Genomic DNA, 23,473 nt, shown 5'->3' on the forward strand with positions numbered 1-23,473 from the left:
CCTCACCCTCCACGGGAGTGAACCCACATGGGTATGAAGGACAAGGCCGGCAAGATGCAGGAACAGGGCAAGCAGAAGACGCAGCAGGCCCAGGAGCAGGCCAAGCAGCGTGGTCAGCAGACGCAGCAGCAGACGCAGCAGCAGGCGCAACAGCGTGGCCAGCAGGCCCAGCAGCGTGGCCGGCAGACGCAGGACCGCGGTCGTCAGAACCTGGACGACACCGAGCAGGAGATGCAGGACCGGTTCGACCAGGACTACGACGCGTAGCCGTTGTACCCGGTTCGACCGCGTGGGGCGCCCTTCGATGCGGAGGGCGCCCTGCGCCTTTGCCCACGGGCCGAGGCCTGCCCCTGCCCGTGGCAGCGCGGACCGTGATGGGCATACTGTCGCCTGATCGCCTGAACGCCGCGCGGTCTTCGGAAACACGGGGAGTGGGGGATTGTCGTGGGGCTGATGGACCGCATCCGCGGAGAGTTCATCGACATCATCGAGTGGACCGACGACGGCCGGGACACCATCGTGTGGCGCTTCCCGCGCTACGGCAACGAGATCAAGATGGGCGCCCGGCTCGTGGTGCGCGAGTCGCAGGTGGCCGTCTTCGTCAACGAGGGCCGGCTGGCCGACGTCTACCAGCCCGGCACGTACACCCTCTCGACCCAGAACATGCCGGTCCTGTCCACCCTGAAGGGCTGGAAGCACGGCTTCGAGTCGCCGTTCAAGGCCGAGGTCTACTTCGTCACCACCCGGCAGTTCACCGACTTCAAGTGGGGCACCCAGAACCCGGTGATCCTGCGGGACGCCGAATTCGGCATGGTCCGGGTCCGCGCCTTCGGCACCTTCGCCGCCAAGGTGGTGGACGCCGCCGCGCTGCTGCGCGAACTGGTAGGCACCGACCCGCAGTTCCGCACCGAGGAGGTCGGCGAGCACCTGCGGCAGCTGATCGTCTCCAAGCTGGGCTCCGCGCTGGGCGCGTCCGGCGTGCCGCTGCTGGACCTCGCCGCCCGGCAGGACGGCATCGGGCAGCAGCTGGCCGGGACCCTGACCCAGGAGCTGTCCGGCACCGGCATCGCCATCCCCCGGTTCTACATCGAGAACATCAGCGTCCCGCCGGAGGTCGAGGCGGCGATCGACACCCGCTCCCGGATGGCGATCACCGGCAACCTGGACGACTACGCCAAGCTGCAGGCGGCCGACGCGATCCCGATCGCCGCCGCCAACCCCGGCACCGGCGGCGACGCCCTCGGGCTGGGCGTGGGCATGGCGCTGGGCCAGCGGATCGTGCAGAGCACGTCCGGTGCGGCGGCTCCCCAGGCCCCGGCGCAACCCGCCCCCGCCCCCGCTGCCACTCCCGTCCCGGCCGCTCCCGCTGCCGCCGACGTCCCGCCGCCGCTGCCCACCGCGCCGCGCTGGTTCATCGCGGTCGGCGGTCAGCAGCAGGGCCCGTACGACGAGAGCGCGCTGGCCGGGCAGGTCGCGGCCGGCAACCTGACCCGTACCACGCTGGTCTGGCGCAGCGGGCAGGCCGCCTGGCAGCCCGCGGACCAGGTTCCGGAACTGGCGTCGCTGCTCGCCGACGTCCCGCCGCCGCTGCCCCCGCAGGGCTGAGCTCCGCCACCCGGAACCTCCCGGCAACAGGTCGCAAGGAGAAGTGAGTTGACGGATCAGGACGTCGTGCCTGCGCCCGACCGGGCGTTCCAGTGCGAGGCGTGCGGCGGGGTCAGCGAGTACGCGCCCGGGACGTACGCGCTGCGCTGCCCGTACTGCAAGCACGAGCAGGACATCACGCCGATACCGCGGCAGGTGACCGAGCACCCCATCGAGGAGCTGGCCGCGCTGCCCCGCCGGGCATCCGCGCCGGACCGGGTGAAGGTGTACACCTGCCCCGGCTGCCACGCGGTGACCGAGAGCGACACGCTCAGCGACAAGTGCCAGTTCTGTGGCACCCCGCTGGTCGCGGACGCCTCCGGCACCGAGCGCGTGGTGCCCGAGGCGGTACTGCCCTTCGGGGTGGGCCGCGAGCAGGCCCGTGACGCGCTGGCGAAGTGGACCAGGTCCCGCTGGTTCGCGCCCGACGAGCTGAAGAAGGTCACCGAGGCGGAGACCTTCCGGGGCAGCTACCTGCCGCACTGGACCTACGACGCGCAGACCACCACCCAGTACACCGGCGAACGCGGCGAGTACTACTGGGTGGAGGAGGAGGACTCCGAGGGCAACAAACGGCAGGTGCGGCACACCCGCTGGCACCACACGTCCGGGACCGTCGGCCGGTTCTTCGACGACGTGCTGGTGCCCGGCAGCGGCCAGGTGCCGGTGAAGGAACTGGACAAGCTGGCCCCCTGGCCGCTGGAGGAGACGGTTCCCTACCAGGAGGAGTACCTGGCGGGCTTCCGTACCGTCCGCTACGACGTCGAGCCGGAGACCGGCCTGGAGTCGGCGAAGGCGCGGATGGCGCCGGTGATCCGCGCCGACTGCGTGCGGGACATCGGCGGCGACGAACAGCGGGTGCACTCGATGTCCACCCTCTACAGCGGCCTCACCTACAAGCTGGTGCTGCTGCCCGTCTGGTTTCTGACCTACCTCCACGCCGGCAAGACATGGCCGGTGATGGTCAACGCCCGTACCGGCGAGGTCATCGGCGAGCGGCCGTACAGCCCGGTGAAGATCGCCCTGGCGTCGGTGGGCGGCGCGCTGCTGATCGCCCTGGTGGTGCTGCTCGTGATGATGCTGCGCAACTGAGGGCCGAGGCTGTGCTCACGTGGCCGTCGGCCGTGGGGGCAGCTTGGGGCGGGACCTGTCCGGGGCCTCGCTGTGGTCGGGCGGGAGCGCCGCGGGGTGGGTGGTCAGGAGGTCCAGGGCCAGCTGGATCGCGTCGTCCATCTCGACATGGCGGCCCTCCGCCCAGTCCAGGGGGGTGCGCAGGACCTCGACGTCGGGGGCCACACCGTGGTTCTCGACGGACCAGCCGTAGTCCTCGAACCAGGCCGCGTTCATCGGCACCGTGATCACCGTGCCGTCGCCCAGCCGGTGCCGCCCGGTCATGCCGACGACTCCGCCCCAGGTCCGCTGCCCGACCACCGGGCCGAGCCTGAGCAGCTTGATCGCGGCCGTGATCATGTCGCCGTCGGAGGAGGTCGCCTCGTCGGTGAGGGCCACGATCGGGCCGCGCGGGGCGTTGGAGGCGTACGACACCGGCTGGGCGTTCCTCGTCAGGTCCCAGCCGAGAATGGTCCGGGTCAGTTTCTCGACGACGAGTTCGCTGATGTGGCCGCCGGCGTTGCCGCGCACGTCGACGATGAGCGCCGGGCGTGAGACCTCCATGCGCAGATCGCGGTTGAACTGGGCCCAGCCCGAGCCGCCCATGTCGGGGATGTGCAGATAGCCGCACTTGCCGCCGCTCACCTCCCGTACCACCGCACGGCGTTTGGCCACCCAGTCCTGGTAGCGCAGCGGCCGCTCGTCGATCAGGGGGAGGACGGCGACCCGGCGTGGCGGCCCCGACTCGCCCTCGCCCGGCGTGAACGTCAGCTCCACCGTCGTACCGCCCGCCCCGGCGAGCAGCGGATACGGACCGGTCAGCGGATCCACCGGCCGGCCGTCCACGTGCGTGAGCACCGCGCCCTCGCGGATGCCCGTGCCCGCGAGCGGGGAACGCGCCTTGGAGTCGGAGGAGTCGCCGGGCAGGATCCGTTGCACCGTCCAGCCGCCGTCCCGGTGCACGAAGTTGGCGCCGAGCAGGCCCTGGAGGCGCTGGTAGTGCGGCGGGCCCTCGTTGCGCCGGGCAGGGGTGACATAGGCGTGCGAGGTGCCGAGTTCGCCGAGGACCTCGCGCAGCAGGTCGGCGAACTCGTCGGGGGAGGCGACCCGTTCGACCAGCGGGCGGTACTGGTCGAGCACCCCGTCCCAGTCGATGCCGCACATCCCGGGGTCCCAGAAGTAGTCGCGGATGAGGCGGCCGGCCTCGGCGTACGCCTGGCGCCACTCGGCGGGCGGGTCGACCTCGTGCAGGATGCGGCGCAGATCGATCCAGACGGTCGTGTCGCCGTCGCCGGACTCGGTCGACGGGACGGCCCGCAGCTCGCCCTCGTCGACCACGACCAGCCGGCTGCCGTCGCCGCTGACCGTGAACCAGTCGAGGTGGTCGACCAGTTCGGACTTCTTCGCCTTGCTGATGTTGAAGTACTCGAGGGTCGGCCGGCCGCTGGTGTCGGCCGGGTTGACGAAGGTCTCGCCCAGCGCGCCCGAGATCGGCCAGCGCAGCCAGACCAGACCGCCGCCCGCGACCGGGTACATCGCCGAGTACTTGGAGGCGGTGACCGGGAACGGGGTCACCCTGCTCTCCAGACCCTCCACCTCGACCGTCACCGCGCCGCCCTCGCCGGGCTCCTCGTCCTCGACGGGGTCCAGGCCGCCGGCCGCCGGGCGCCCGTCGGGGCTGAGGGCGAAGGGGGAGGGGGTGGCGGAGGAGAGCGGGACCAGGTAGGGGCGGCAGCCGAGCGGGAAGGACAGGTCGCCGGTGTGCACGTCGTACACCGGGTCGAAGCCGCGCCAGGACAGGAACGCGAGATAGCGGCCGTCGCGGGTGAAGACCGGGTTCTCGTCCTCGAAGCGGCCGTTGGTGACGTCGATGACGTGCCGGTCGCTGATACGGGCCATCTTGATCTGCCGCAGCGAACGGCCGATGCCCGGATGCGACCAGGTCAACCATGACCCGTCCGGTGAGAAGGCCAGATCCCGCACCGGACCATTGATTGACTGGATCAACTCGGTGACCACGCCGCCGGAGCTTGTGCCGTCGGAAGAGTCAATGTCGTCAGCCTCGGTGGTATCAACATCGTCAACGTCGTCAATGCCATCAATGGAGTCGACGGAATCAACGGGATCAACATGATCAACGAGATCGGCGGAATCAAGTGAATCAAGTGAAGCCTCGACGCCGTCGGCATCCTCGGTCACGTCGATGAGCAGCAGCCGCCCGTCGTGTGCCGCCACCGCCAGCCGTTCGCCCAGCGGGTCCGAGACCAGTTCCAGCACGCGGCCCAGCTGTCCGGAGGCCAGCCGGCGCGGTGGACGGTCGCCGGTCGCCCGCGGCAGGTAGGCGATCTCGACCGCGTCCTCGCCCCCGGCGTCCGTGACATACGCGATCTGCCCGGTCGAGCCGAGCATCTCCGGCAGCCGGACCCGTACCCCGGGTGTGTCCGCGATCGTGCGCGCCGGGCCGTCGCGGTGGGTGAGCCAGTACAGGCTGCCGCGTACGACGACGGCGCTGGCCCGGCCCGTCTCGTCGACCGAGACGCCGTCGACGTGCTGGGCGGCCGGTACCTGGTAGGGGCGGCGCCCGGCGCGCGGCCCGGACAGCCGTACGTCCAGCCTGCGCGGCGCCGCGTCCGGGCCGAGGTCGTCGACGAGCCACAGGTCGCCCGCGCACTGGTACACCACGCGCGTGCCGTCGCTGGAGGCGTGCCGGGCGTAGAAGGCGTCGTGGTCGGTGTGCCGGCGCAGGTCGGAGCCGTCGTAGGCGCAGGAGTAGAGGTTGCCGACGCCCTCGTGGTCGGAGAGGAAGGCGATCCGGCCGCCGACGAACATGGGGGCGCACAGATGGCCGCCGATGCCGTCGAGCAGCCGCTGCCCGTGCAGCCACAGCCGGCCCATGGCGCCGCCCCGGTAGCGCTTCCAGCCGGCCGGTTCGTGCGGCGGGGTGCCGGTGAGCAGCAGGGTCCTGCGCTCGCCTTCGATGTCGGCGACCTGGATGTCGGAGACCGGTCCCCAGGGCAGCTTGCGGCCCGGGTCGCCGTCGGGGGAGACCTTGTAGGCCCAGGTGAAATAGGAGAACGGCTGTCCGTGCGAGGCGACGGCGAGGATGTCCCCGTCCGGAGTCCAGCCGCACACCTGGGTGTCGGCGCTGCCCCAGTACGTCAGCTGCCGTCCGGGCCCGCCGTCCACGTCGACCAGGTGGATCTCGGGCACCAGGCTGCGCCAGCTCGTGTACGCGACCCGGCGGCCGTCGGGGGAGAAACGCGGGTGGCCGACCTTGGTGCGGTCGACGGTTTGCCGCCAGGCGCGGCCCGGGGCGTCGAGCGAGGTCAGCCAGAGGTCGTCCTCGGCCACGAAGCACAACAGGTCGCCGTGGAGATGCGGCAGGCGCAGATAGCTCACCTCCCCATGCTTTTCCGGCCGCAGGGGCCCAGCAACTCGTGGGGGCGCACCTGTCTCGAAAGTACGTGAGAGAGCACACGTACGAAACGGTTTCGTTTCTATAGATCTCAGGGTATCTTCATGGTGTACGCAAGAAGATGCCGATGGAGCAGGGAAGGGTGAGTGGCATGGCTGAGGTCGCAACGGCGCGTCGCAGTCGGATCACGCCCGAGCGTGAGGCCGAGCTGTACGGGGCCGTGCTCGACCTGCTCCGCGAGGTCGGCTACGACGCCCTCACCATGGACGCCGTCGCCGCACGCACCAAGTCCAGCAAGGCCACCCTCTACCGCCAGTGGGGCGGAAAGGCCGAGCTGGTGGCCAAGGCGGTGCGGTACAACAAGCCGGGCGGCCGGCTGGGCGAGATCGACACCGGTTCCCTCCGGGGCGATCTGCACGCCCTCACCATGCGCTCGGACGACTGCGAGATGGAGCAGAACTCCGCGCTCATGCGGGGCCTCGCCATGGCGATCCACGGAAACCCGGATCTCCTGACGGCGTTCAAGGAGCATCTGATCGAGCCCGAGATGGCCGAGTTCCAGAGTGTGCTGCAGCGCGCGATCGTCCGGGGTGAGGTCCGTGCGGACAACCCGGCGATCGACTTCGTGATGCACATGATGATCGGCGGGTTCGCCGCTCGTTCGCTGATCGACGAGCAGCCGCCGACGCAGTCCTTCCTTCTGTCGTACATCGACGCCGTGGTGCTCCCCGCCCTCGGCGTGACCACGCGCTGACGATTTCCCGCAGCCAGCCCACCTGACGTCTCCGCTCACGTCGTCGGGCCGATCAGCCCTGCCCCCACCGGGTTGATCACCCCTGCCCTGAAAACCCCACGACCTGACCGGGAGTACGCCCTCGTGGCCACATTGCTCTACAAGCTGGGCCGGTTCGCCTTTCGGCGACGGCACTTCGTCGCCCTCATATGGGTGGCGCTGCTGACCCTCGCCGGCGTCGGCGCGGCCAATGCCCCCGCCGCGGGCTCCACGTCCTTCTCGATCCCCGGCACGGAGGCCCAGAAGGCCTTCGACCTGCTGGAACAGCGCTTCCCCGGCTCCAGCGCCGACGGTGCGACCGCCCGGGTCGTCTTCAAGGCCCCCGTAGGGGAGAAGATCTCCGACACCCTGAACAAGGCGACCGTCGAGAAGACGGTGAAGAAGCTGGCCGACGGCTCCGAGGTCACCTCCGTCGCCGACCCCTTCAAGACGCACGCCGTCAGCAAGGACGGCACCGTCGCCTACGCGTCGGTGCGGTACGACGTGTCCGGCATGGAGCTCAAGGACTCCTCCCGCGACGCGCTGAAGGCGGCCGGGAACGATGCGCAGAAGGCCGGGCTGACCGTCGAGATCGGCGGTGACGCGCTGCAGGCCGGAGCCGAAGCAGGGGCGGCCGGCGAGGTCATCGGCCTCGCCATCGCCGCCGTCGTCCTCGTCATCACCCTGGGCTCGCTGGTCGCGGCCGGACTGCCGCTGCTGACGGCGATCATCGGCGTCGGTATCGGCGTCTCCACCATCACCACGCTCGCCAAGGCGCTCGACCTCGGCGACACCACGTCCACGCTGGCGCTGATGATCGGTCTCGCGGTAGGTATCGACTACGCGCTGTTCATCGTCTCCCGCTACCGCGGCGAGCTGGCCGAGGGCCGGGACCGCGAGGAGGCGGTCGGCCGGGCGGCCGGTACCGCCGGTTCGGCGGTGGTCTTCGCGGGCCTCACGGTCGTGATCGCGCTGGCGGGCCTCTCGGTCGTCGGCGTCCCCATGCTCACCAAGATGGGCCTCGCGGCGGCCGGCACGGTCGTGGTCGCCGTCCTGATCGCGCTGACCATGATCCCGGCCCTGCTCGGCTACGCGGGCAAGCGGGTCAAGCCGGCCGGCGAGAAGCGCCGCAAGAAGACCGAGGGCCACGCCAAGCAGGGCAAGCCCGGTCTGGGCGAGCGCTGGGCGAGCTTCGTCGTCCGCCGCCCGGCCGCCGTACTGCTGCTCGGCGTGGTCGGCCTGGGCGCGGTCGCCCTCCCGGCCACCCAACTCCAGCTCGGCCTGCCCGACGACGGCTCCCAGCCGACGTCCACCACCCAGCGCCGCGCCTACGACCTCCTGTCGGAGGGCTTCGGTCCCGGCTTCAACGGTCCCCTGGTGGTCGTGATCGACGCCAAGGACAGCGACCACCCCAAGGCCGCGGCCACCACGGTCGCCGACGACATCAAGGGCCTCAAGGACGTCGTCACCGTCACCCCGGCGACGTTCAACAAGGCCGGCGACACCGCGACGATCACCGTGATCCCGTCGTCCAAGCCGTCCTCCGTGCAGACCGAGGACCTGGTACACGTCATCCGGGACAACGGCGCCGGCATCAAGGCCGACACGGGCGCGAAGGTGCTGGTCACCGGTACCACCGCGATGAACATCGACTTCTCGCAGAAGCTCAACGACGCGCTGGTCCCGTATCTGGCCCTGGTGGTCGGCCTCGCCTTCCTCCTCCTGATCGTGGTCTTCCGGTCCGTCCTCGTCCCGCTGAAGGCGGCTCTCGGCTTCCTGCTCAGCGTGCTCGCCGCGCTCGGCGCCGTCGTCGCGGTCTTCCAGTGGGGCTGGCTCGGCAGCCTGCTCGGCGTCCAGCAGACCGGCCCGATCATGTCGATGATGCCGATCTTCATGGTGGGCGTGGTCTTCGGTCTCGCGATGGACTACGAGGTGTTCCTCGTGACCCGGATGCGAGAGGCGTACGTCCACGGGGAGACGCCGGGCCAGGCCGTCGTGACCGGCTTCCGACACAGCGCGCGCGTCGTGGGCGCCGCCGCCGTCATCATGATGTCCGTCTTCGGAGGTTTCATCACCTCCAGCGAGTCCATGATCAAGATGATCGGCTTCGGCCTCGCGATCGCCGTCTTCTTCGACGCGTTCATCGTCCGCATGGCGATCGTCCCGGCGGTGCTAGCCCTGCTCGGCAAGCGCGCCTGGTGGCTGCCGAAGTGGCTGGACCGCGCCCTGCCCAACGTCGACGTCGAGGGCGAGGGCCTGCGCACCGCCTCCGACCGGGCGGCCGGCAAGGACGACGAGGACCGGGAACTGGTACGCGCCTGACGCATGGCGCATGACAGACCGCCGGTGAGGGTCCGTGGGGACGGGGCGCCCTCACCGGCTTCCTCGTTCCCGCACGGGAACGCGCGTTATCCGCTCGCAGTCGCCGTGTCCCCCTGGCTAGCGTGCCCCGTATGACGACGACAGCCGCCACTGACGCCGATGCCGGGGATTCCGGCGCCCACCCCCGTTTCGCCGCGGCCCTCGCGGAGCTGGGACTGGGGGAGCTGACCTCCCGCATCCGACGCTTCCCGGACGCGACCCGTACCGCCGCCGAGGCTGCCGTGGCGGTCGGCTGCGAGCTGAGCGAGATCTGCAAGTCGCTGATCTTCGCGGCCGACGGGGTGCCGGTGCTCGTGCTGATGGACGGCGCCTCCCGGGTCGACGTGGAACTCGTCCGCAAGGAACTCGGCGCCGAGAAGGTGACGAGGGCCAAGGCGGACGTCGTACGCGAGACGACCGGGTACGCCATCGGGGGCGTGCCGCCGTTCGGGCACCGTACCCGCACGCGCGTGCTCGCCGACCGGGCGCTGCTGCGGCACGGCACGGTGTGGGCCGCCGCCGGCAACCCCCACGCTGTCTTCCCGATCGCGCCCGCCGCCCTGGTGACGCACGCCGGCGCCACGGTCGTGGACGTGCGCGAGCCCTCCGCGTGACCCCACTGGTCACCGCGGCCGTCCTGGTCGCCGCGGTCACGCACGCCGGCTGGAACGCGATCGCCCACCGGATCACCGACAAACTCGTCGGCTCCTCCCTGATCGCCGCCGGCGGGGTGCTGATCGGGCTGCTCCTGATGCCGTTCGCCGCGGTCCCGGCGGCGGCCGCATGGCCGTACCTGATCGCCTCCTCGGTCGTCCATGTCGCGTACTTCGCGCTGCTGATGCTCTCCTTCCGGCTCGGCGACTTCGGGCAGGCGTACCCGATCGCGCGCGGCACCGCACCGCTGCTGGTCACCCTGTTCGCCGCCGTGTTCGCGCACGAGGTGCCCGACGCCCCGGCGGCCGCGGGGATCGCCGTGTCCTGCGCCGGGCTCGCCGGGGTCGCGCTGTGGGGGCTGCGCGGCCGCCGGCCCGACTGGGCGGCGATCGGGGCCGCCCTCGCCACGGGCCTGTCGATCGCCGCGTACACGGTCATCGACGGCCTCGGGGTACGGGCCTCCGGCTCCTCCGTCGGCTACATCGCCTGGCTGATGGCCCTCCAGGGCCTGGTGATCCCTGGCTACGCCCTGTACCGCAGACACGGCGAACTGATCACCACGGCGCGCCCGTTCGCGGCCCTGGGACTGTTCGGCGCCGCCCTCTCCGTACTCGCCTACGGTCTCGTCCTCTGGGCCCAGACCCGCGCCGAACTCGCACCGATCGCCGCCCTGCGCGAGTCGTCGGTCAACCCGTGCTGATGCAGTAATAACTTGGCTGTTCAGAGGTCACAGGTCGCGGTTATTTGCAGTCCCCTCCGCCGTCCGTCTACGCCTCGAACCAAGTTGATCAAGCCATCCGATACTACTGCTTCGAGACATCCTCATAATTGATGTGGACTCAACAATGGGGCAATGCTTGCCCTCCTTTGGGTTGTTGATCTTTGGATCACGCCAGAGAGCTGATTTTGACCACGAGGGGGGAACGACCATGTTGAGCAAGAAGCTGGTGGTTGCTGCCATGACGGGTGCGCTCGTCATGACGGGAACGAGCGCGTTCGCGTTCGGTACGAAGAGCACATCGTTGCAGAACGGGACCTTGAGCATCTTCGCTCAGGACGGCTGCGATGTCTCTGCGAACTGCAGCCTGTACTACTCCTCCACGACTTACAAGAAGACTGGTGGCAGTAGCGTGTCGATTCAACTCGGCATGACCACCGGAGACTCTCTGTACCTGGACACGGCGAAGACGATCAAATCAGGGCAGACGGCGTCGCACAGTTGGGGCGGTAAGAGCAAGGCTGCCGTTCCTGACTGCACCATCGTCGGATACATGAAGGCCAGCACCGGCGACTACTACACGCCGCCCGTCGACGTCTGCTAACTACTGTGGTGCGATGCCCAGGGAGCAAGTCTCAATCCCTGGGCGTCGTGCCCGTAAGGTCATCACGTGATTGAAGCGTCCATCGCAGCCGTTCCAGGCCTGGTTGTCTCCTTCCTGATACTTGCCGTCCTGCTCGGCCTCCCGACGGCACTGGTGGCGAAAGCTCGCGGCAAGTCCTGGCCGCTGCGAACCGCGCTGGCGGTGTACCTGGCGGGCATTCTCGCCGTGACCCTACTCGCGGGCAACGCCGGCCTGAAGCCGGGACAGTGTGACACCGGAGCACCTATCCATCTTTTTACGTCGGCGGGTTCTCTGTTGAACATCGCCCTTTTCGCTCCCGGCGCTTTCCTGGCTGTCCTGTTGTTCAGGCGGCCGGTTACCGTCGCGGCGGCGTTCGGCCTTTTGAGCGCGGCAGTGGAACTGACCCAGGCCTTGGGCAACCTCGGCCGCGCATGCAGCGCTACTGATTTCGTGGCCAACGGGACCGGCGCTGTGTTGGGCGCTGCTATCGGTGCCGTATGGCTGTACCGGCGGGGCCAGACGACGGGTAAGCCTGCTCGTGACCTCGTATGGGGTGTTGCCCTCGCAACGCTGGGTGCCCTGGGTATGGCGGGAGTGTTCCACGATCGGATCAAGCCGGTGGATGTCGTTGCGCAGGACGGCCGGACCCACAGTCTTGCGGAATCCTCCGTTCAAGCCAACGAATGGATCACTGTCGCGGCTCAGGGAATCTTCGGTAGCGGCACGGAGGTACAGCAGTCTGAAACCGATAAGCACGGTGACCGCCTGCGAATCAGTGTCCGGACCAATCGGGGCAAGATCTCTGGTTGGTGGCCCGACAAGACCTTGGAGAGCGCTTGGTCTTCGAACACGCGGGGGGATGAGGGGAACCTCAACGAGGACCAGGTAGCCGCAGCGGCTGACAAGTTCGCGCGCCGGTGGTTCGCAGAGGATGTGGCGGGGAGCAAGCGAGTAGTTCGCTCGATAGGAGACGGCTCCACCCGGGCCTACACCGTCACCTACCGGCGGTACGTTAATGGCGTGATGATGCCGATGCGACTGAATGTCACGATCACAACAACTGCTCGTGTCATGGGATTCACGGCCAGGACGATTGAAGATCCTGAGCTGGCCACGGTCACGGTGGATGAGGCGAAGGCCCGAAGCATCGCAAAGCAGAAGACAGGACGGACCCCTAAAGCGTCCCTCCTCTTGGCGCAGAATGTTTCCGATGTTTGGAGGCCTGTCTGGATCGTCGGAACCGGTAAAAGCGATGTCTCGGTTGACGCTTCGACCGGCATTGTGATCGCTGACACTGAGATACCGGGAAAATCCAACTGAGGCGCAACTGCTGGTAGGGCTTCGCGGTATTCGCGAATCGGGCCCTACGCCATGCTCACCGTGTGCCTTTGGCGTTGTTTTCAGCCACGCTGGCCGAGGTTGCCGACGTGCTCGACGCACACACCGTGCTGCCCTTTCCCGTCCCGCACGACTTCACCGACGGTTTCCAGATCGCCCTACTTGCGTCCCCGGCAGTGCTACCTTGACCGGCCCGTTCGGCGGGCCGGTTCCACCTTCGCTGAGCTGTCGCCCGTCGTCGTAGAGGCGGCGATCGCCCGGCTCCGCGCCGGTCTCGACTCCGGTCAGGGGCTGGCCTCAGTTGACGGGGTTCTCACCCTAGCGTGAGCCATCGGATGCCGAGTCGGCTGACGTCCGATGCTTCCTCCTTGGAGATCGGCTCGCGTCCGGTGGCCTTGTGCAGGAAGCGAAGTTGATCCCAACCCAGCTTCTCCACTGTGGCTGCTCCGTCCGGTCCGAGCAGCAGTTCCTGCACCAGATCAGCGGCCGGGGAGGTCAGCCACGGTTCGCGCCCCAGGGCGTCGGCAAGGTCCAAGCCGTGCACGGCGACCTCGACCACGCGCGTCAGCAGGAACTCCGACAGGAGCATCGGATCGCCGTGCCGGGTGCGAACCACACGCCCTTCGGGTTCGGTCCGGCACAGTCGGTCCACCTGTTGCCACACGGTGTTGAAGTCGTCGGCGAGCGCGGCGCCGTTGAGCTGTGTGGCCGCGTGGTCCTGGGCCAGGGTGATCCGGGCCGCGTTGGTGTCAGGAGCGAAGCGGTCGTCGGACCGGTAGTACTCCGCTGCCGAGACCTCGGCACGGGGCGGTGCCGGCGCGGCCAGCATGCCCGGCAGCCAGGCGATCACCACCCGGATGTGAGCCAGCAGGTCACTCACATTCCACGGCACGCACCGTGTCGGCAGACTCCATTCGGCCGTTGAGACCCCGGTCATCGCCCGCGCGAGCTCGTTCGCCTCCAGACGAAACGCTTCGACCACCCGCCCCTGATCCATACCGATCAAGCTACCGGCCGGGACTCGTGCAGTGGCAGAAGCCGTCATCCCGGAGATGCTCAGTCACGCCGGTCGGAGAGCAATCGCCCTGCCACAGCCAGCACCAGCCCGGCCGCGACGAGGTAGAGGCCAAGGCGTTCTTCGGGCACTGCCTGTGACCACACTTGCCAGGCTGACGAGATGTAGGAGTCGGCTGCCAGGAAGGAACCGTAGACCCTGGGGGGCGTGCTGGTCCGGCCGCGCACCCACAGCAGGGCGCCTATGGCGGCACAGGTCGCGGACATCGCGTACAGGACCGTGGCGCGGCGCGGATCCGGTCTGTTCACGGGCTCTCCCTCGGCTTTGTTGTTCTGGCGTGTGGATTCTCGCCTCCCGTATCGGTCATGTCCGCCCCGGGGACTCGTTCCGGCCTGTGTGTGCAACAGCCTTGGCCATCGCCCCTGCGGTCTGCTGGGCTTGGTTCCATGGACACCGCCGCTGCCGACCGTCCGTCGGCGACCTACGACCGCATCGGCAGGGGATACAGCGAAATCCGACGTCCTGATCCCCGCCTGAACGCCCTGATCGGCCAGGCCCTGGAAGGCGCCTGTGCCGTTGTCAACGTCGGCGCCGGTGCCGGTTCCTATGAGCCGGAGGACGCCGACGTGACAGCTGTCGATCCCTCTCAGGTCATGCTCGACCAGCATCCGGGGGCGAAGAAGGTGAGGGCAGGGGCCGAAGCCCTGCCGTTCCCGGACGGTTCCTTCGACGCTGCCATGGCCGTCCTGACTGTCCATCACTGGGCCGACCTGAACCGGGGACTCGGTGAAATGCGCCGCGTGGCCCGCAGGCAGGTCGTCTTCACCTGGGATCCGACGCACCGGCCGGAGCTCTGGCTGCTGGAGGAGTACCTGCCGGAGATCCGTGAGTTGGACCATGCCCGTTTCACTCCTGTGGCCGAGGTCGCCGACGCGCTCGACGCGCACACCGTGACGCCTTTTCCCATCCCGCACGACTTCACCGACGGCTTCCAGTGCGCCTACTGGAGTCGTCCGGAGTTCTACCTCGATCCGGTGATCCGGCGAGCCAGTTCCACCTTCGCCCAGCTGCCGCCCTCCGTGGTGGAGCCGGCGATCGCCCGACTCCGCGCCGACCTCGACTCCGGCGCCTGGCACCGCCGCCACGCCGACCTGGTACGCGAGCAGAGCATGGACTACGGATACCGCCTGCTCATCGCAGGTACGTAGCACCGGGCAGCCGTCCACATCACATCGGTCATCGTCGGCGCCGCCATCGGCGCGGTCTTCTTCAAGGAACGGTTCGGGGCGCCCCGTATCGCGGCGGCCGGGCTGCTGGTCGTCGGGATCGGGCTGATGCTGCATGCCGGTTAGGGCGTCCGGGTGTTGCCCGTGCGTCGCCCGGGTTCGGCCGGAATTCGTCTCGCCCTCGGCCGACTTGCCGTTGCTTTGACGAACCGTTCGACGGGCGTTCAGCCATTCGTCTGTGGCCGGGTTGTGTGTCGTCCATAAGGTCCCTGCGGATTGCGGAAGAAGGGACGCATGGGACTCATGGACACACTCCACGCAGTCCGGGCCCGAGGGATCACCAAGTCCTTCGGCGATGTCGTCGCACTCGACGGTGTCGACCTGGATGTGACGCAAGGCCAGATCCATGGCCTGGTCGGACCCAACGGCGCCGGCAAGACGACACTGCTGGGCCTGTTGCTGGGCCTGGCCGTCGCCGACGGCGGCCGGCTCGAGATCCTGGGCACCCCGGTCGAACGGGCGCTCGCCGCCCCCGACGGTGTCGCCGGTTTCGTGGACGCGCCCGGCCTCTACCCCTCCCTCACCGCCCGGCAGAATCTGGCCGCGCTGGCCGCACTCCGCGGCCTCGACGCGGGCACGGCGGGCGCGTCGGGCATCGACGACGTGCTCGGCGAGGTCGGGCTCACCGATGTCGCCGACGACAAGACCCGCGGCTTCTCCCTCGGCATGCGCCAACGGCTGGGGCTCGCCGCCGCCCTGCTCACCCGGCCCCGGCTGCTCGTCCTCGACGAACCGTCCAACGGCCTCGACCCGGCCGGCAAGCGCCATGTGCACGGTGTCCTCACCCGGCTCGCCGCGGACGGCACCAGCGTGGTGCTGTCGAGCCACCGGATGGACGACCTGGAGGCACTGTGCTCCGAGGTCACCATCCTCGCCACCGGACGCGTCGTGTTCTCCGGCCCGCTGGGCAAGCTGGCCGCCGAGAACCGTGAACTCGACTACCGGCTGCGCACCTCCGACCCCGACACCGCGCGCCGGCTGGCCGCGGACACGGACGGCATCCGGATCGTCGACGACACGGGCGTACGACAGGACGCCGACGTCCTCGTCGTACGCGCGCTGGTGCCCGCCCTGGACGAACTCGTCGCGAAGGTCGTGCGGTCGGACGTCGCGGTGCGCGAACTCGCTCCCGTCGTATCACCGCTGGAGGCCGCCTTCCTCGCCCTCACCGAGCTGCAGGAGGCCGGACGATGACCGCCGTCGCAGTCGAAAGCAGCGTTGCTCCCGCCCGCCGTGTCCCGGTGTCGCGCGGCTACCGTTTCGAACTGGTCAAGCTGGTCTCGCAGTGGCGGATCCGGCTGCTGGTGCTTGCCTGCTGGATCGCACCGGCGCTGTTCGTCGCGGGGGTGAGCCAGCAGAGCACACTGCCCGCCGACACGCTGTTCGGCCGCTGGATGCATGCCACGGGGTGGGCCGGGCCGCTGGTGATGCTCGGTTTCGCGGGCACCTGGGCGCTGCCGCTGCTGACGTCGGTGGTCGCCGGTGACGTGTTCGCCTCCGAGGACCGGCTCGGCACCTGGCGCCATCTGCTGGTGGCGGTCCGCTCGCCCGCGCGGATCTTCGTGGCCAAGACGCTGGCCAGCCTCACCGTCATCCTGCTGCTGGTCGCCGGGCTGGCCGTCTCCAGCGCGGTCGGCGGACTCGTGGCGGTCGGCAACCAGCCCCTGGTCGGACTGGACGGCCATCTGCTGTCGCCCGGGGACGCGGCCGTACGGGTCCTGCTCTCCTGGGTCGCGGCCCTCGCCCCGACCCTCGCCCTGGCCGCGATCGGGCTCCTCGGCTCGGTCGCGCTGGGCCGCTCCCCGATGGGGCTGCTGCTGCCCCCGGTGGTCGCGCTCGCGCTGTCGGTCGCCCAGATGCTGCCGCTGCCCGTGGCCGTGCGCCTCGCCCTGCCCGGCTACGCCTTCATCTCCTGGAACGGCCTGTTCACCAGCCCCACCCAGCTCGCCCCGCTCCTGATCGGCGTCGCGGTCGCCCTGGCGTGGGCCGTGCTCGCCACCGTGCTGGCCTATGCGCTGTTCGTACGACGGGACTTCACCAACCCGGCCTACGACGGCAACGGGCGCCGTGCGCTCACCGTCGGACTGCTGCCGCTGGCCGCGCTGACCGTCGTGACCGTGGGGGCGGTCGCCGTGGCCACCCCGTCGACGGGCTCCGGCATCGACCAGGGCAAGGTCCAGCGCTCCCTCGCCACCGCCTTCGCCCACCTCTACCGGCTGCAGACCCGCCAACTCCACCGTCCCGCCGTCACCGAGGCACAGCTGCGCACCACGGCGGCGTGCACCAAGAGCGACGGCCAGGCCGCCCAGGAAGGGGCGGGCAACGACTGGCGCTGCGTCGTCAGCTGGCATCTGCCCGGTGTCGCGGTCGCGGGGACGGCGATCTATCAGCTCGACATCACCTCAGACGGGCGGTTCGTGGCCGACGGTGACGGTCCGAAGGAGGTCAACGGCTACTTCCTTGTACGGACCCCGACCGGAGACGCCCCGAATCCGCTGTGGCAGTTCGACGGGAACGTCGAGTTGCTGAACACCCACTGAAGGGAACAGTTCCGTGCAGGTAACCCGCCAGCGTCGGACCAGTGAGAAGAAGCAGTTCACCCTCCTCGGCAGACACGTCGGCCGCCGGACCCTGCTGGTGACGACGGGTATCGCCGTCGCCCTCGGCGTCACGGGCACGGCGGTCGCCTCGACCTACCAGTTCGGCACCCAGCAGGTCGCCCAGGTCACCGCCAACGGCCAGGTCGTCTCCGCCGACCAGTACATCAACCCCTACGGCAGCCGTACCGTCATCAACGACGGCAAGATCATGTCGTCGACGGTCAGCCCGGACGGCACCCACCTCGCGGCCTCCATCGCCGACGGCGACGCCTCCCTCGTCGTCATGGACCTGAGCACCGGTCAGGTCAAGCAGAAGGTCGGCACCAACGCGGCGGACGACCTGCGCATCAGCAGCGGCGCCGTCGGCCAGGAGGGCCCGGCCTACTCGCCCGACGGCAAGCAGCTGTGGCTGGGCCAGGCGAACGGCTACACCAAGTTCACCGTCAACGCGGACGGCACCCTCTCCACCCCGACGGCCGTTCCGATCGCGGCCGACGGCTCCAAGCAGGCCCTGGTGGGCGCGGCCGTGTTCTCCGCGGACGGCTCCACCGTGTACTCCGCGGTCAACGGCCAGAACAAGGTGGTCGCCATAGACGCGGCGACCGGCACGATCAAGCAGACCTGGGCCGTCGGCAACGCCCCGCGCGGCCTCGCCCTGGTCGGCGGCAAGCTCTACGTCAGCAACGAGGGCGGGCGCCCGGCCAAGGCCGGCGACACCACCATCAACTCGTACGGCACCGACGTGGTAGCGAACCCGGAGACCGGCGCCAGCACCACCGGCACGGTCAGCGTCATCGACACCACGGACGCGTCCGCGGCCGTCGGTACCATCGACGTCGGCCTGCACCCGACCGCCGTGTACGCGAAGAACGGCGCGGTGTTCGTCACCAACACCGCCGACAACAGCGTGTCGGTCATCGACAGCCGCAAGGACCGGGTCGTCCAGACCATCGCCACCCAGCCGTGGCCCGAGGCCTCGGTCGGCTACGAGCCCAACGCGGTGACCCTCACCGACGACGGCCGCCTCCTGGTGACCCTCGGCCGCGCCAACGCCGTGGCCGTCTACCGCTACACCTCGTCGAACCCGCAGCAGCCCGCCCGCTACGTCGGCCTGCTCCCCACGGACTACTACCCCTCGGGGGTCTTCGCCACCGGCAAGCAGGTGGTCGTCGCCAACACCCGTGGCGTGGACGCCCGCCGCCCCGACGCCGCCGGCCACAACACCCACGACACCACGTCGAGCCTGACGCAGTTCACCCTGCCGAGCGACTTCACCATCAGGGCCCAGACGGTCAAGGTCTTCAAGCAGAACGGCTGGACCCCCGGCTCGGTGAAGACGGCCAAGGGCAGGGGCTACACGACACCCGTCGCGGTCCCGACGCGGATCGGCGACCCGTCGACGATCAAGCACGTCTTCCTGCTCGTCAAGGAGAACCGGACCTACGACCAGGTCTTCGGCGACATGCCGCAGGGCGACGGCGACTCCTCGCTCACCCAGTTCGGCGAGAACGTGACGCCGAACCAGCACGCCCTGGCCGAGCAGTTCGGGCTGTACGACAACTTCTACGACATCGGCACCAACTCCGCCGAGGGCCACAACTGGCTGATGCAGTCCGACAACCCGGAGTACACCGAGTCGTCGGCCGGCGAGTACACGCGCAGCTACGACACCGAGGACGACGTCCTCGGCCACCAGAAGAGCGGTTTCATCTGGACCGGCGCGCAGGCGGCCGGCAAGTCCGTCAAGGACTTCGGCGAGTTCCAGTCGCTGGAGACCAAACCGGCCGGTGCGACCTGGCAGAACCTGTACTGCGACAGCAAGACCATGGCCGCGACCGGCGCCGAGACCCAGTACCCGATCAAGACGGGTTCGGCGATCCCCTCGCTCAACAAGGTGGCGGTGCAGGGCTTCCCGCTGTTCGACCTGAACGTCCCGGACATCTACAAAGAGCAGATCTGGAAGCAGGACTTCGAGAAGAACGGCCCGGCGAACCTGAACATGTTCTGGTTCTCCAACGACCACACCGGCGGTCCGGCGAACGCGGCCGCTGAGGTCGCCGACAACGACCTCGCGGTCGGCCGGATGGTCGACGAGATCACTCACAGCAAGTACTGGAAGGACTCGGCGATCTTCGTCGTCGAGGACGACTCCCAGGCAGGCCTCGACCACGTCGACGGCCACCGTGCCCCGGTCCAGGTCATCAGCCCGTACGCCAAGCACGGCACGGTCGACAACCACTACTACTCGCAGATCACCATGGTCCGCACGATCGAGCAGATCCTCGGGATCCACCCGATGAACCAGCTCGACAGCGCGGCCACCCCGATGTACGGGGCGTTCACGCAGAAGGCCGACGACACCCCGTTCACCGCGGTGCCCAACCGGACCTCGCTGACCCTCGGCGTGAGCCCGCAGCCCACCTGCGGCTCGGACACCCCGGCGGCCCAGAACCCCGAGGCCGCGGCCGCGCCGACGGCCGTGTCGGTGCCGGCGGCCGAGAAGACCGTCGCCGCGCAGTGGAAGACCTGGGCCTCGCACCAGCGCCTGACCGGCCCGAACGCCGTTCCGGACTACGCGAACGCCATGCAGATGAACCGCTACACCTGGTACCAGACCCACAACTGGGCCAAGGCGTACCCCGGTGACAAGAAGATCTACGCACCGAACGACGTCCCGGGCGCCTACCTCCCGACGTCGGAGAACGACGGCTGACGCAGCGTCCGTTCCTGTCAGGGAACCCCGGGCCGCCGGTCCGGGGTTCCCCGCGTTCTCCGGCCCGATGGCACGCGCCGCGGGGTACGCGCCATGGGGGACGCGGTGCGTCAAGCTTGCTGCGCAGCGCACGAGAGCAGAGAGAGAACAGGGCGAGGACAGGGAGACGTCATGACCGACAAGCCGACCGTGGCCGTGCTGGGCACCGGCATCATGGGCGCCGCGATGGCCCGCAACCTCCTCAGGGCCGGGCACACCGTCCGCGCCTGGAACCGCACCCGCGCCAAGGCCGAGCCCCTCGCCGCCGACGGCGCCCAGGTCACCGACACCCCCGCCGGTGCCGTTGAGGGCGCCGACGCGGTCCTGACCATGCTGTACGACGGCAACACCGCCCTGGAGACCATGCGCGAGGCCGCCTCCGCGCTGCGCCCCGGGGTCGTCTGGGCCCAGTCGACCACCGCGGGCCTCGACCAGATCCCCGCGCTCGCCGCGTTCGCCCACGAGCACGGACTGGTCTTCTACGACGCCCCGGTCCTCGGCACCCGCCAGCCCGCCGAGGCCGGACAGCTCACCGTGCTGGCCGCCGGGCCCGAGCAGGGCCGGGAGACGGTCACGCCCGTCTTCGACGCCGTCGGCGCCCGCACGCTGTGGACCGGCGACGACGGGGCGACGGCCGCCGCCACCCGGCTCAAGCTGGTCGCCAACAGCTGGGTCCTCGCCGCCACCGCGGCCACCGGCGAGGTCGTGGCACTGGCCCAGGCCCTCGACGTCGACCCGCAGAAGTTCTTCGACCTCATCGCGGGCGGCCCGCTCGACATGGGCTACCTGCGGGCCAAGGCCGGGCTGATCCTAGACGGCGGGCTGACCCCGGCCTCCTTCGCGGTGGACACCGCGGGCAAGGACGCCCGGCTGATCGTCGCCGCCGGCACCAGCCACGGCGTCCGCCTGGACGTCGCGGAAGCGGCCGCCGCACGGTTCGCCCGCGCCGCCGCCCAGGGCCACGCCGACGAGGACATGGCCGCCGCCTACTTCGCCAGCTTCGACCTCAAGTAGCCGGTCCCCCGACGTGACGGCCCGGGCGCCGAGGAGCACCCTGGAAGCAGCGATTCCGGAGGTGGTCCCCATGATGCAAACCGCTGTGGGCTGGCATGTCGAGCTGGAGTTCCTGGAGGACGACACCCACACGCGCGCGGCGGCCCTGGTCCGGCTGCCCGACGGTACCGAGGTACGGGCGCACGGCCATGCGAGCCGTCACGAGTCCGACAGCAATCAGCCGAGAGTCGGCGAGGAGATCGCCGGCGCCCGTGCCTTGAACGAGCTGGCGATGCAGTTGCTGACCAAGGCACACGGTGAGATCGACGCGGAGTCAGGGCGGCACTCGCATCCGATCCACGTGTGAGGGGCGCGGGTGCGGTGGTGAGAGCCGGGGCGGGGGCGCCTTCGGCGGTTACGACAGCGCCGTGCGCACCGCCCGCACCAGCGCCTGCGCCCGCGGATCCGCCGTCACGCTCTTGCGGAAGCCGTTGGTGACATAGCCGAAGGCGATGCCCGACTCCGGGTCGGCGAAGCCGAGCGCGCCGCCGCGGCCCGGGTGGCCGAAGGAGGTGGGGGAGAGCAGCGGGGACGCGCTGCCGTGCAGCATGTAGCCGAGCCCGAAGCGGGTCGAGATCACCAGGACGCGGTCGGGTCCCGCCGACTGCTCGGTGCGCGCCGGCTCCATGGTCTCCGGCGTGAACAGACGGCGGCCGCCGTCGACCTCGCCGATCAGGGAGGCGTAGAAGCGGGCCAGGCCGTCGGCCGTGGCGATGCCGTTGGAGGCGGGGAGGGCGGCCGCGCGGTAGGCGGGGTCGTTCTCGTCCGGGAGCGGGCTGATCGCGCCGAACGCCCGGCGGGTCAGCGACCCGGGGTCGGCGTACGCCTCGGAGACGGCACGCTTGGGCCGGGTCCGCAGCGCGCCGGCGGTCTCGGGCGCCGCCACCGGCCCGACGCGCCCCACGCGCGTCTGCGCCGTCTTCGGCAGCCCGAGCCACAGATCGGCGCCGACCGGACCGGCGATCTCGTCCGCGATCCACTCGCCGATGCCCCGCCCGGTCACCCGGCGCACCAGCTCACCGGTCAGCCAGCTGAAGGTCTGCGCGTGATAGCCGTGGTCGGTGCCCGGCTCCCACACCGGCGCCTGCGCGGCCACCGCGGCGGCGCCGGTATCGGGGTCGGCGGCCTCGGCGGGTGTGAGCGGCCGGTCCAGCACCGGCACGCCCGCACGGTGCGCGAGCAGCTGCCGTACCGACGTCCGCTCCTTGCCGGCCGCCTTGAACTCCGGCCAGTACTCACCCACCGGAGCGTCCAGGTCCAGCTGCCCGCGCTGCCACAGGAGCAGCAGTACGGCGGCGGCGACGCCCTTGGTCGCCGAGCGCACGATCTGGGCGGTGTCCCGTTCCCAGGGCGCCCGGCCGGCGTCCCCGTCGAAGTCCCGGGCGCCGCCCCACAGGTCGACGACCCGGTGCCCGTCCCGGTACACGGTCACCGCCGCGCCCCGGTCCCCGAGCAGCTCGAAGTTCTTCACGAACGCGTCCCTGACCGGCTCGAAGCCCTCGGCCACTGTGCCGTTCACGTCCACGTCCGTACTCCTCGCTCGGCGGCGCCGCTGTTCTCCTTTCAACCAAGCACGATCGTCACGTCGATGTTCCCGCGTGTCGCGTTCGAGTACGGGCACACCTCGTGGGCGGCGTCCACCAGCTTCGCCGCGACGTCCGCGTCCAGCACCGGCAGCGAGACGCTGAGGGCGACCGCGAGACCGTAGCCGCGCTGCTTGTTCGGGCCGATACCGACCTTCGCGGCGACCGTGGAGCCGGTCAGGTCGTAGCCCGCGCGGTTGCCGACGAGGATCAGGGCGTTGTGGAAGCAGGAGCTGTAGCCGGCCGCGAACAGCTGCTCCGGGTTGGTGCCGTTCCCGTCCCCGCCCAGCTCCGGCGGCATCGCCACCTTGAGGTCGATCTGGCCGTCCTGACTGGTGACATACCCGTTCCGGCCGCCGTGCGCGGTCGCCTCGGCGACATACATGATCTTCGTCGGACGGGTGTCGACGGTGGCGCCTTCGATCACGGCGGGACCTCCCCCAGGACAGAAACAGTGGTGGGCAACACAGATGTGTGCAAGCACATCGTGCACAAGGTACCGACCGGTAGGAAGCCCTGGGATTACCAGGGGGGTGGAAACCGTGGG

At 69.8% G+C, this 23,473-nt stretch carries 21 protein-coding genes and 1 pseudogene; 17 read left to right on the top strand and 5 right to left on the bottom strand.

Annotated features, from left to right (window positions below; all coding sequences use genetic code 11):
• Nucleotides 1-27 precede the first annotated feature (27 nt).
• The 3 genes from EDD90_RS31970 to EDD90_RS31980 all read left to right on the top strand — a co-directional run bounded on the left by EDD90_RS31970 (nt 28) and on the right by EDD90_RS31980 (nt 2,736).
• Complete coding sequence (locus EDD90_RS31970) at nt 28-267, top strand: hypothetical protein (protein ID WP_123976361.1); 240 nt, start codon at nt 28-30, stop codon at nt 265-267.
• 186 nt (nt 268-453) lie between these two features.
• Complete coding sequence (locus EDD90_RS31975) at nt 454-1,605, top strand: SPFH domain-containing protein (protein ID WP_260328228.1); 1,152 nt, start codon at nt 454-456, stop codon at nt 1,603-1,605.
• Nucleotides 1,606-1,653: 48 nt separating this feature from the next.
• Nucleotides 1,654-2,736, top strand: a complete 1,083-nt coding sequence (locus EDD90_RS31980; RefSeq protein WP_123976363.1) for a hypothetical protein — start codon at nt 1,654-1,656, stop codon at nt 2,734-2,736.
• Between the two features lie 15 nt (nt 2,737-2,751).
• Here the strand turns inward: EDD90_RS31980 and EDD90_RS31985 are convergent, their stop codons facing one another.
• On the bottom strand, nt 2,752-6,153 hold the full coding sequence (locus tag EDD90_RS31985) for a S41 family peptidase (RefSeq protein WP_123976364.1): 3,402 nt from the start codon (nt 6,151-6,153) through the stop codon (nt 2,752-2,754).
• 167 nt (nt 6,154-6,320) lie between these two features.
• On the opposite strand from EDD90_RS31985, the gene EDD90_RS31990 reads away from it, so the two are divergent.
• The 7 genes from EDD90_RS31990 to EDD90_RS55740 all read left to right on the top strand — a co-directional run bounded on the left by EDD90_RS31990 (nt 6,321) and on the right by EDD90_RS55740 (nt 12,825).
• A complete protein-coding gene (locus EDD90_RS31990; protein WP_123976365.1) occupies nt 6,321-6,923 on the top strand; it encodes a TetR/AcrR family transcriptional regulator in 603 nt (200 codons plus the stop codon).
• A 123-nt stretch (nt 6,924-7,046) separates the two neighbouring features.
• On the top strand, nt 7,047-9,263 hold the full coding sequence (locus EDD90_RS31995; RefSeq protein ID WP_123976366.1) for an MMPL family transporter: 2,217 nt from the start codon (nt 7,047-7,049) through the stop codon (nt 9,261-9,263).
• A 131-nt stretch (nt 9,264-9,394) separates the two neighbouring features.
• A complete protein-coding gene (locus tag EDD90_RS32000) occupies nt 9,395-9,916 on the top strand; it encodes a YbaK/EbsC family protein (protein ID WP_123976367.1) in 522 nt (173 codons plus the stop codon).
• Nucleotides 9,913-10,656: an EamA family transporter gene (locus tag EDD90_RS32005; protein ID WP_123976368.1), complete on the top strand. Its 744-nt coding sequence runs from the start codon at nt 9,913-9,915 to the stop codon at nt 10,654-10,656. Before EDD90_RS32000 ends, EDD90_RS32005 begins: the two co-directional genes overlap by 4 nt.
• Nucleotides 10,657-10,885: 229 nt before the next feature.
• A complete protein-coding gene (locus tag EDD90_RS32010; protein WP_123976369.1) occupies nt 10,886-11,278 on the top strand; it encodes a hypothetical protein in 393 nt (130 codons plus the stop codon).
• Between the two features lie 66 nt (nt 11,279-11,344).
• On the top strand, nt 11,345-12,619 hold the full coding sequence (locus EDD90_RS32015) for a VanZ family protein (RefSeq protein WP_123976370.1): 1,275 nt from the start codon (nt 11,345-11,347) through the stop codon (nt 12,617-12,619).
• Nucleotides 12,620-12,687: 68 nt separating this feature from the next.
• Nucleotides 12,688-12,825, top strand: a complete 138-nt coding sequence (locus tag EDD90_RS55740; RefSeq protein WP_185149290.1) for a hypothetical protein — start codon at nt 12,688-12,690, stop codon at nt 12,823-12,825.
• A gap of 125 nt (nt 12,826-12,950) precedes the next feature.
• Here the strand turns inward: EDD90_RS55740 and EDD90_RS32020 are convergent, their stop codons facing one another.
• Entirely contained in the window at nt 12,951-13,682 is a 732-nt protein-coding gene (locus EDD90_RS32020) for a maleylpyruvate isomerase family mycothiol-dependent enzyme (RefSeq protein ID WP_260328229.1), read from the bottom strand.
• 11 nt (nt 13,683-13,693) lie between these two features.
• Entirely contained in the window at nt 13,694-13,960 is a 267-nt protein-coding gene (locus EDD90_RS32025; RefSeq protein ID WP_123976371.1) for a hypothetical protein, read from the bottom strand.
• A gap of 138 nt (nt 13,961-14,098) precedes the next feature.
• On the opposite strand from EDD90_RS32025, the gene EDD90_RS32030 reads away from it, so the two are divergent.
• From EDD90_RS32030 to EDD90_RS32060, 7 genes and pseudogenes are all read left to right on the top strand, one after another.
• Nucleotides 14,099-14,860: a class I SAM-dependent methyltransferase gene (locus EDD90_RS32030; RefSeq protein ID WP_123976372.1), complete on the top strand. Its 762-nt coding sequence runs from the start codon at nt 14,099-14,101 to the stop codon at nt 14,858-14,860.
• A 24-nt stretch (nt 14,861-14,884) separates the two neighbouring features.
• Nucleotides 14,885-15,004: pseudogene (locus EDD90_RS32035) on the top strand (EamA family transporter); the annotation flags it as partial.
• Nucleotides 15,005-15,181: 177 nt separating this feature from the next.
• Nucleotides 15,182-16,132: an ABC transporter ATP-binding protein gene (locus EDD90_RS32040; protein WP_123981893.1), complete on the top strand. Its 951-nt coding sequence runs from the start codon at nt 15,182-15,184 to the stop codon at nt 16,130-16,132.
• Complete coding sequence (locus EDD90_RS32045) at nt 16,129-17,478, top strand: ABC transporter permease (protein ID WP_123976373.1); 1,350 nt, start codon at nt 16,129-16,131, stop codon at nt 17,476-17,478. Before EDD90_RS32040 ends, EDD90_RS32045 begins: the two co-directional genes overlap by 4 nt.
• 13 nt (nt 17,479-17,491) lie before the next feature.
• Nucleotides 17,492-20,251 carry an alkaline phosphatase family protein gene (locus EDD90_RS32050; RefSeq protein ID WP_123976374.1) on the top strand — a complete coding sequence of 920 codons (2,760 nt, stop codon included), beginning with the start codon at nt 17,492-17,494 and terminating at the stop codon, nt 20,249-20,251.
• 171 nt (nt 20,252-20,422) lie between these two features.
• Nucleotides 20,423-21,304, top strand: a complete 882-nt coding sequence (locus EDD90_RS32055) for an NAD(P)-dependent oxidoreductase (protein WP_123976375.1) — start codon at nt 20,423-20,425, stop codon at nt 21,302-21,304.
• A gap of 70 nt (nt 21,305-21,374) precedes the next feature.
• The gene (locus EDD90_RS32060) at nt 21,375-21,650 is read left to right on the top strand and encodes a DUF1876 domain-containing protein (protein ID WP_123976376.1); all 276 of its coding nucleotides are present in this window, start codon (nt 21,375-21,377) and stop codon (nt 21,648-21,650) included.
• A gap of 48 nt (nt 21,651-21,698) precedes the next feature.
• Here EDD90_RS32060 and EDD90_RS32065 read toward each other — a convergent pair whose 3' ends face one another.
• Together EDD90_RS32065 and EDD90_RS32070 are read right to left on the bottom strand one after the other, a co-directional pair.
• Nucleotides 21,699-22,868, bottom strand: coding sequence for a serine hydrolase domain-containing protein (locus EDD90_RS32065; protein ID WP_123976377.1), 1,170 nt, complete (start codon nt 22,866-22,868; stop codon nt 21,699-21,701).
• 38 nt (nt 22,869-22,906) lie between these two features.
• A complete protein-coding gene (locus EDD90_RS32070) occupies nt 22,907-23,311 on the bottom strand; it encodes an organic hydroperoxide resistance protein (RefSeq protein ID WP_221305212.1) in 405 nt (134 codons plus the stop codon).
• Nucleotides 23,312-23,473 lie beyond the last annotated feature (162 nt).

The sequence above is a fragment of the Streptomyces sp. Ag109_O5-1 genome (assembly GCF_003814875.1).
GTDB classification, from domain to species: Bacteria; Actinomycetota; Actinomycetes; order Streptomycetales; family Streptomycetaceae; genus Streptomyces; species Streptomyces sasae.

Excerpts from the sequence above, each read along its gene's own strand:
- EDD90_RS31970 (WP_123976361.1), top strand. The coding sequence starts at position 28 with ATGGGTATGAAGGACAAGGCCGGCAAGATGCAGGAACAGGGCAAGCAG.
- EDD90_RS31975 (WP_260328228.1), top strand. The coding sequence starts at position 454 with ATGGACCGCATCCGCGGAGAGTTCATCGACATCATCGAGTGGACCGAC.
- EDD90_RS31990 (WP_123976365.1), top strand. The coding sequence starts at position 6,321 with ATGGCTGAGGTCGCAACGGCGCGTCGCAGTCGGATCACGCCCGAGCGT.
- EDD90_RS32000 (WP_123976367.1), top strand. The coding sequence starts at position 9,395 with ATGACGACGACAGCCGCCACTGACGCCGATGCCGGGGATTCCGGCGCC.
- EDD90_RS32010 (WP_123976369.1), top strand. The coding sequence starts at position 10,886 with ATGTTGAGCAAGAAGCTGGTGGTTGCTGCCATGACGGGTGCGCTCGTC.
- EDD90_RS32020 (WP_260328229.1), bottom strand. The coding sequence starts at position 13,682 with ATGACGGCTTCTGCCACTGCACGAGTCCCGGCCGGTAGCTTGATCGGT.
- EDD90_RS32030 (WP_123976372.1), top strand. The coding sequence starts at position 14,099 with ATGGACACCGCCGCTGCCGACCGTCCGTCGGCGACCTACGACCGCATC.
- EDD90_RS32040 (WP_123981893.1), top strand. The coding sequence starts at position 15,182 with ATGGACACACTCCACGCAGTCCGGGCCCGAGGGATCACCAAGTCCTTC.
- EDD90_RS32045 (WP_123976373.1), top strand. The coding sequence starts at position 16,129 with ATGACCGCCGTCGCAGTCGAAAGCAGCGTTGCTCCCGCCCGCCGTGTC.
- EDD90_RS32055 (WP_123976375.1), top strand. The coding sequence starts at position 20,423 with ATGACCGACAAGCCGACCGTGGCCGTGCTGGGCACCGGCATCATGGGC.
- EDD90_RS32060 (WP_123976376.1), top strand. The coding sequence starts at position 21,375 with ATGATGCAAACCGCTGTGGGCTGGCATGTCGAGCTGGAGTTCCTGGAG.
- EDD90_RS32070 (WP_221305212.1), bottom strand. The coding sequence starts at position 23,311 with ATGTATGTCGCCGAGGCGACCGCGCACGGCGGCCGGAACGGGTATGTC.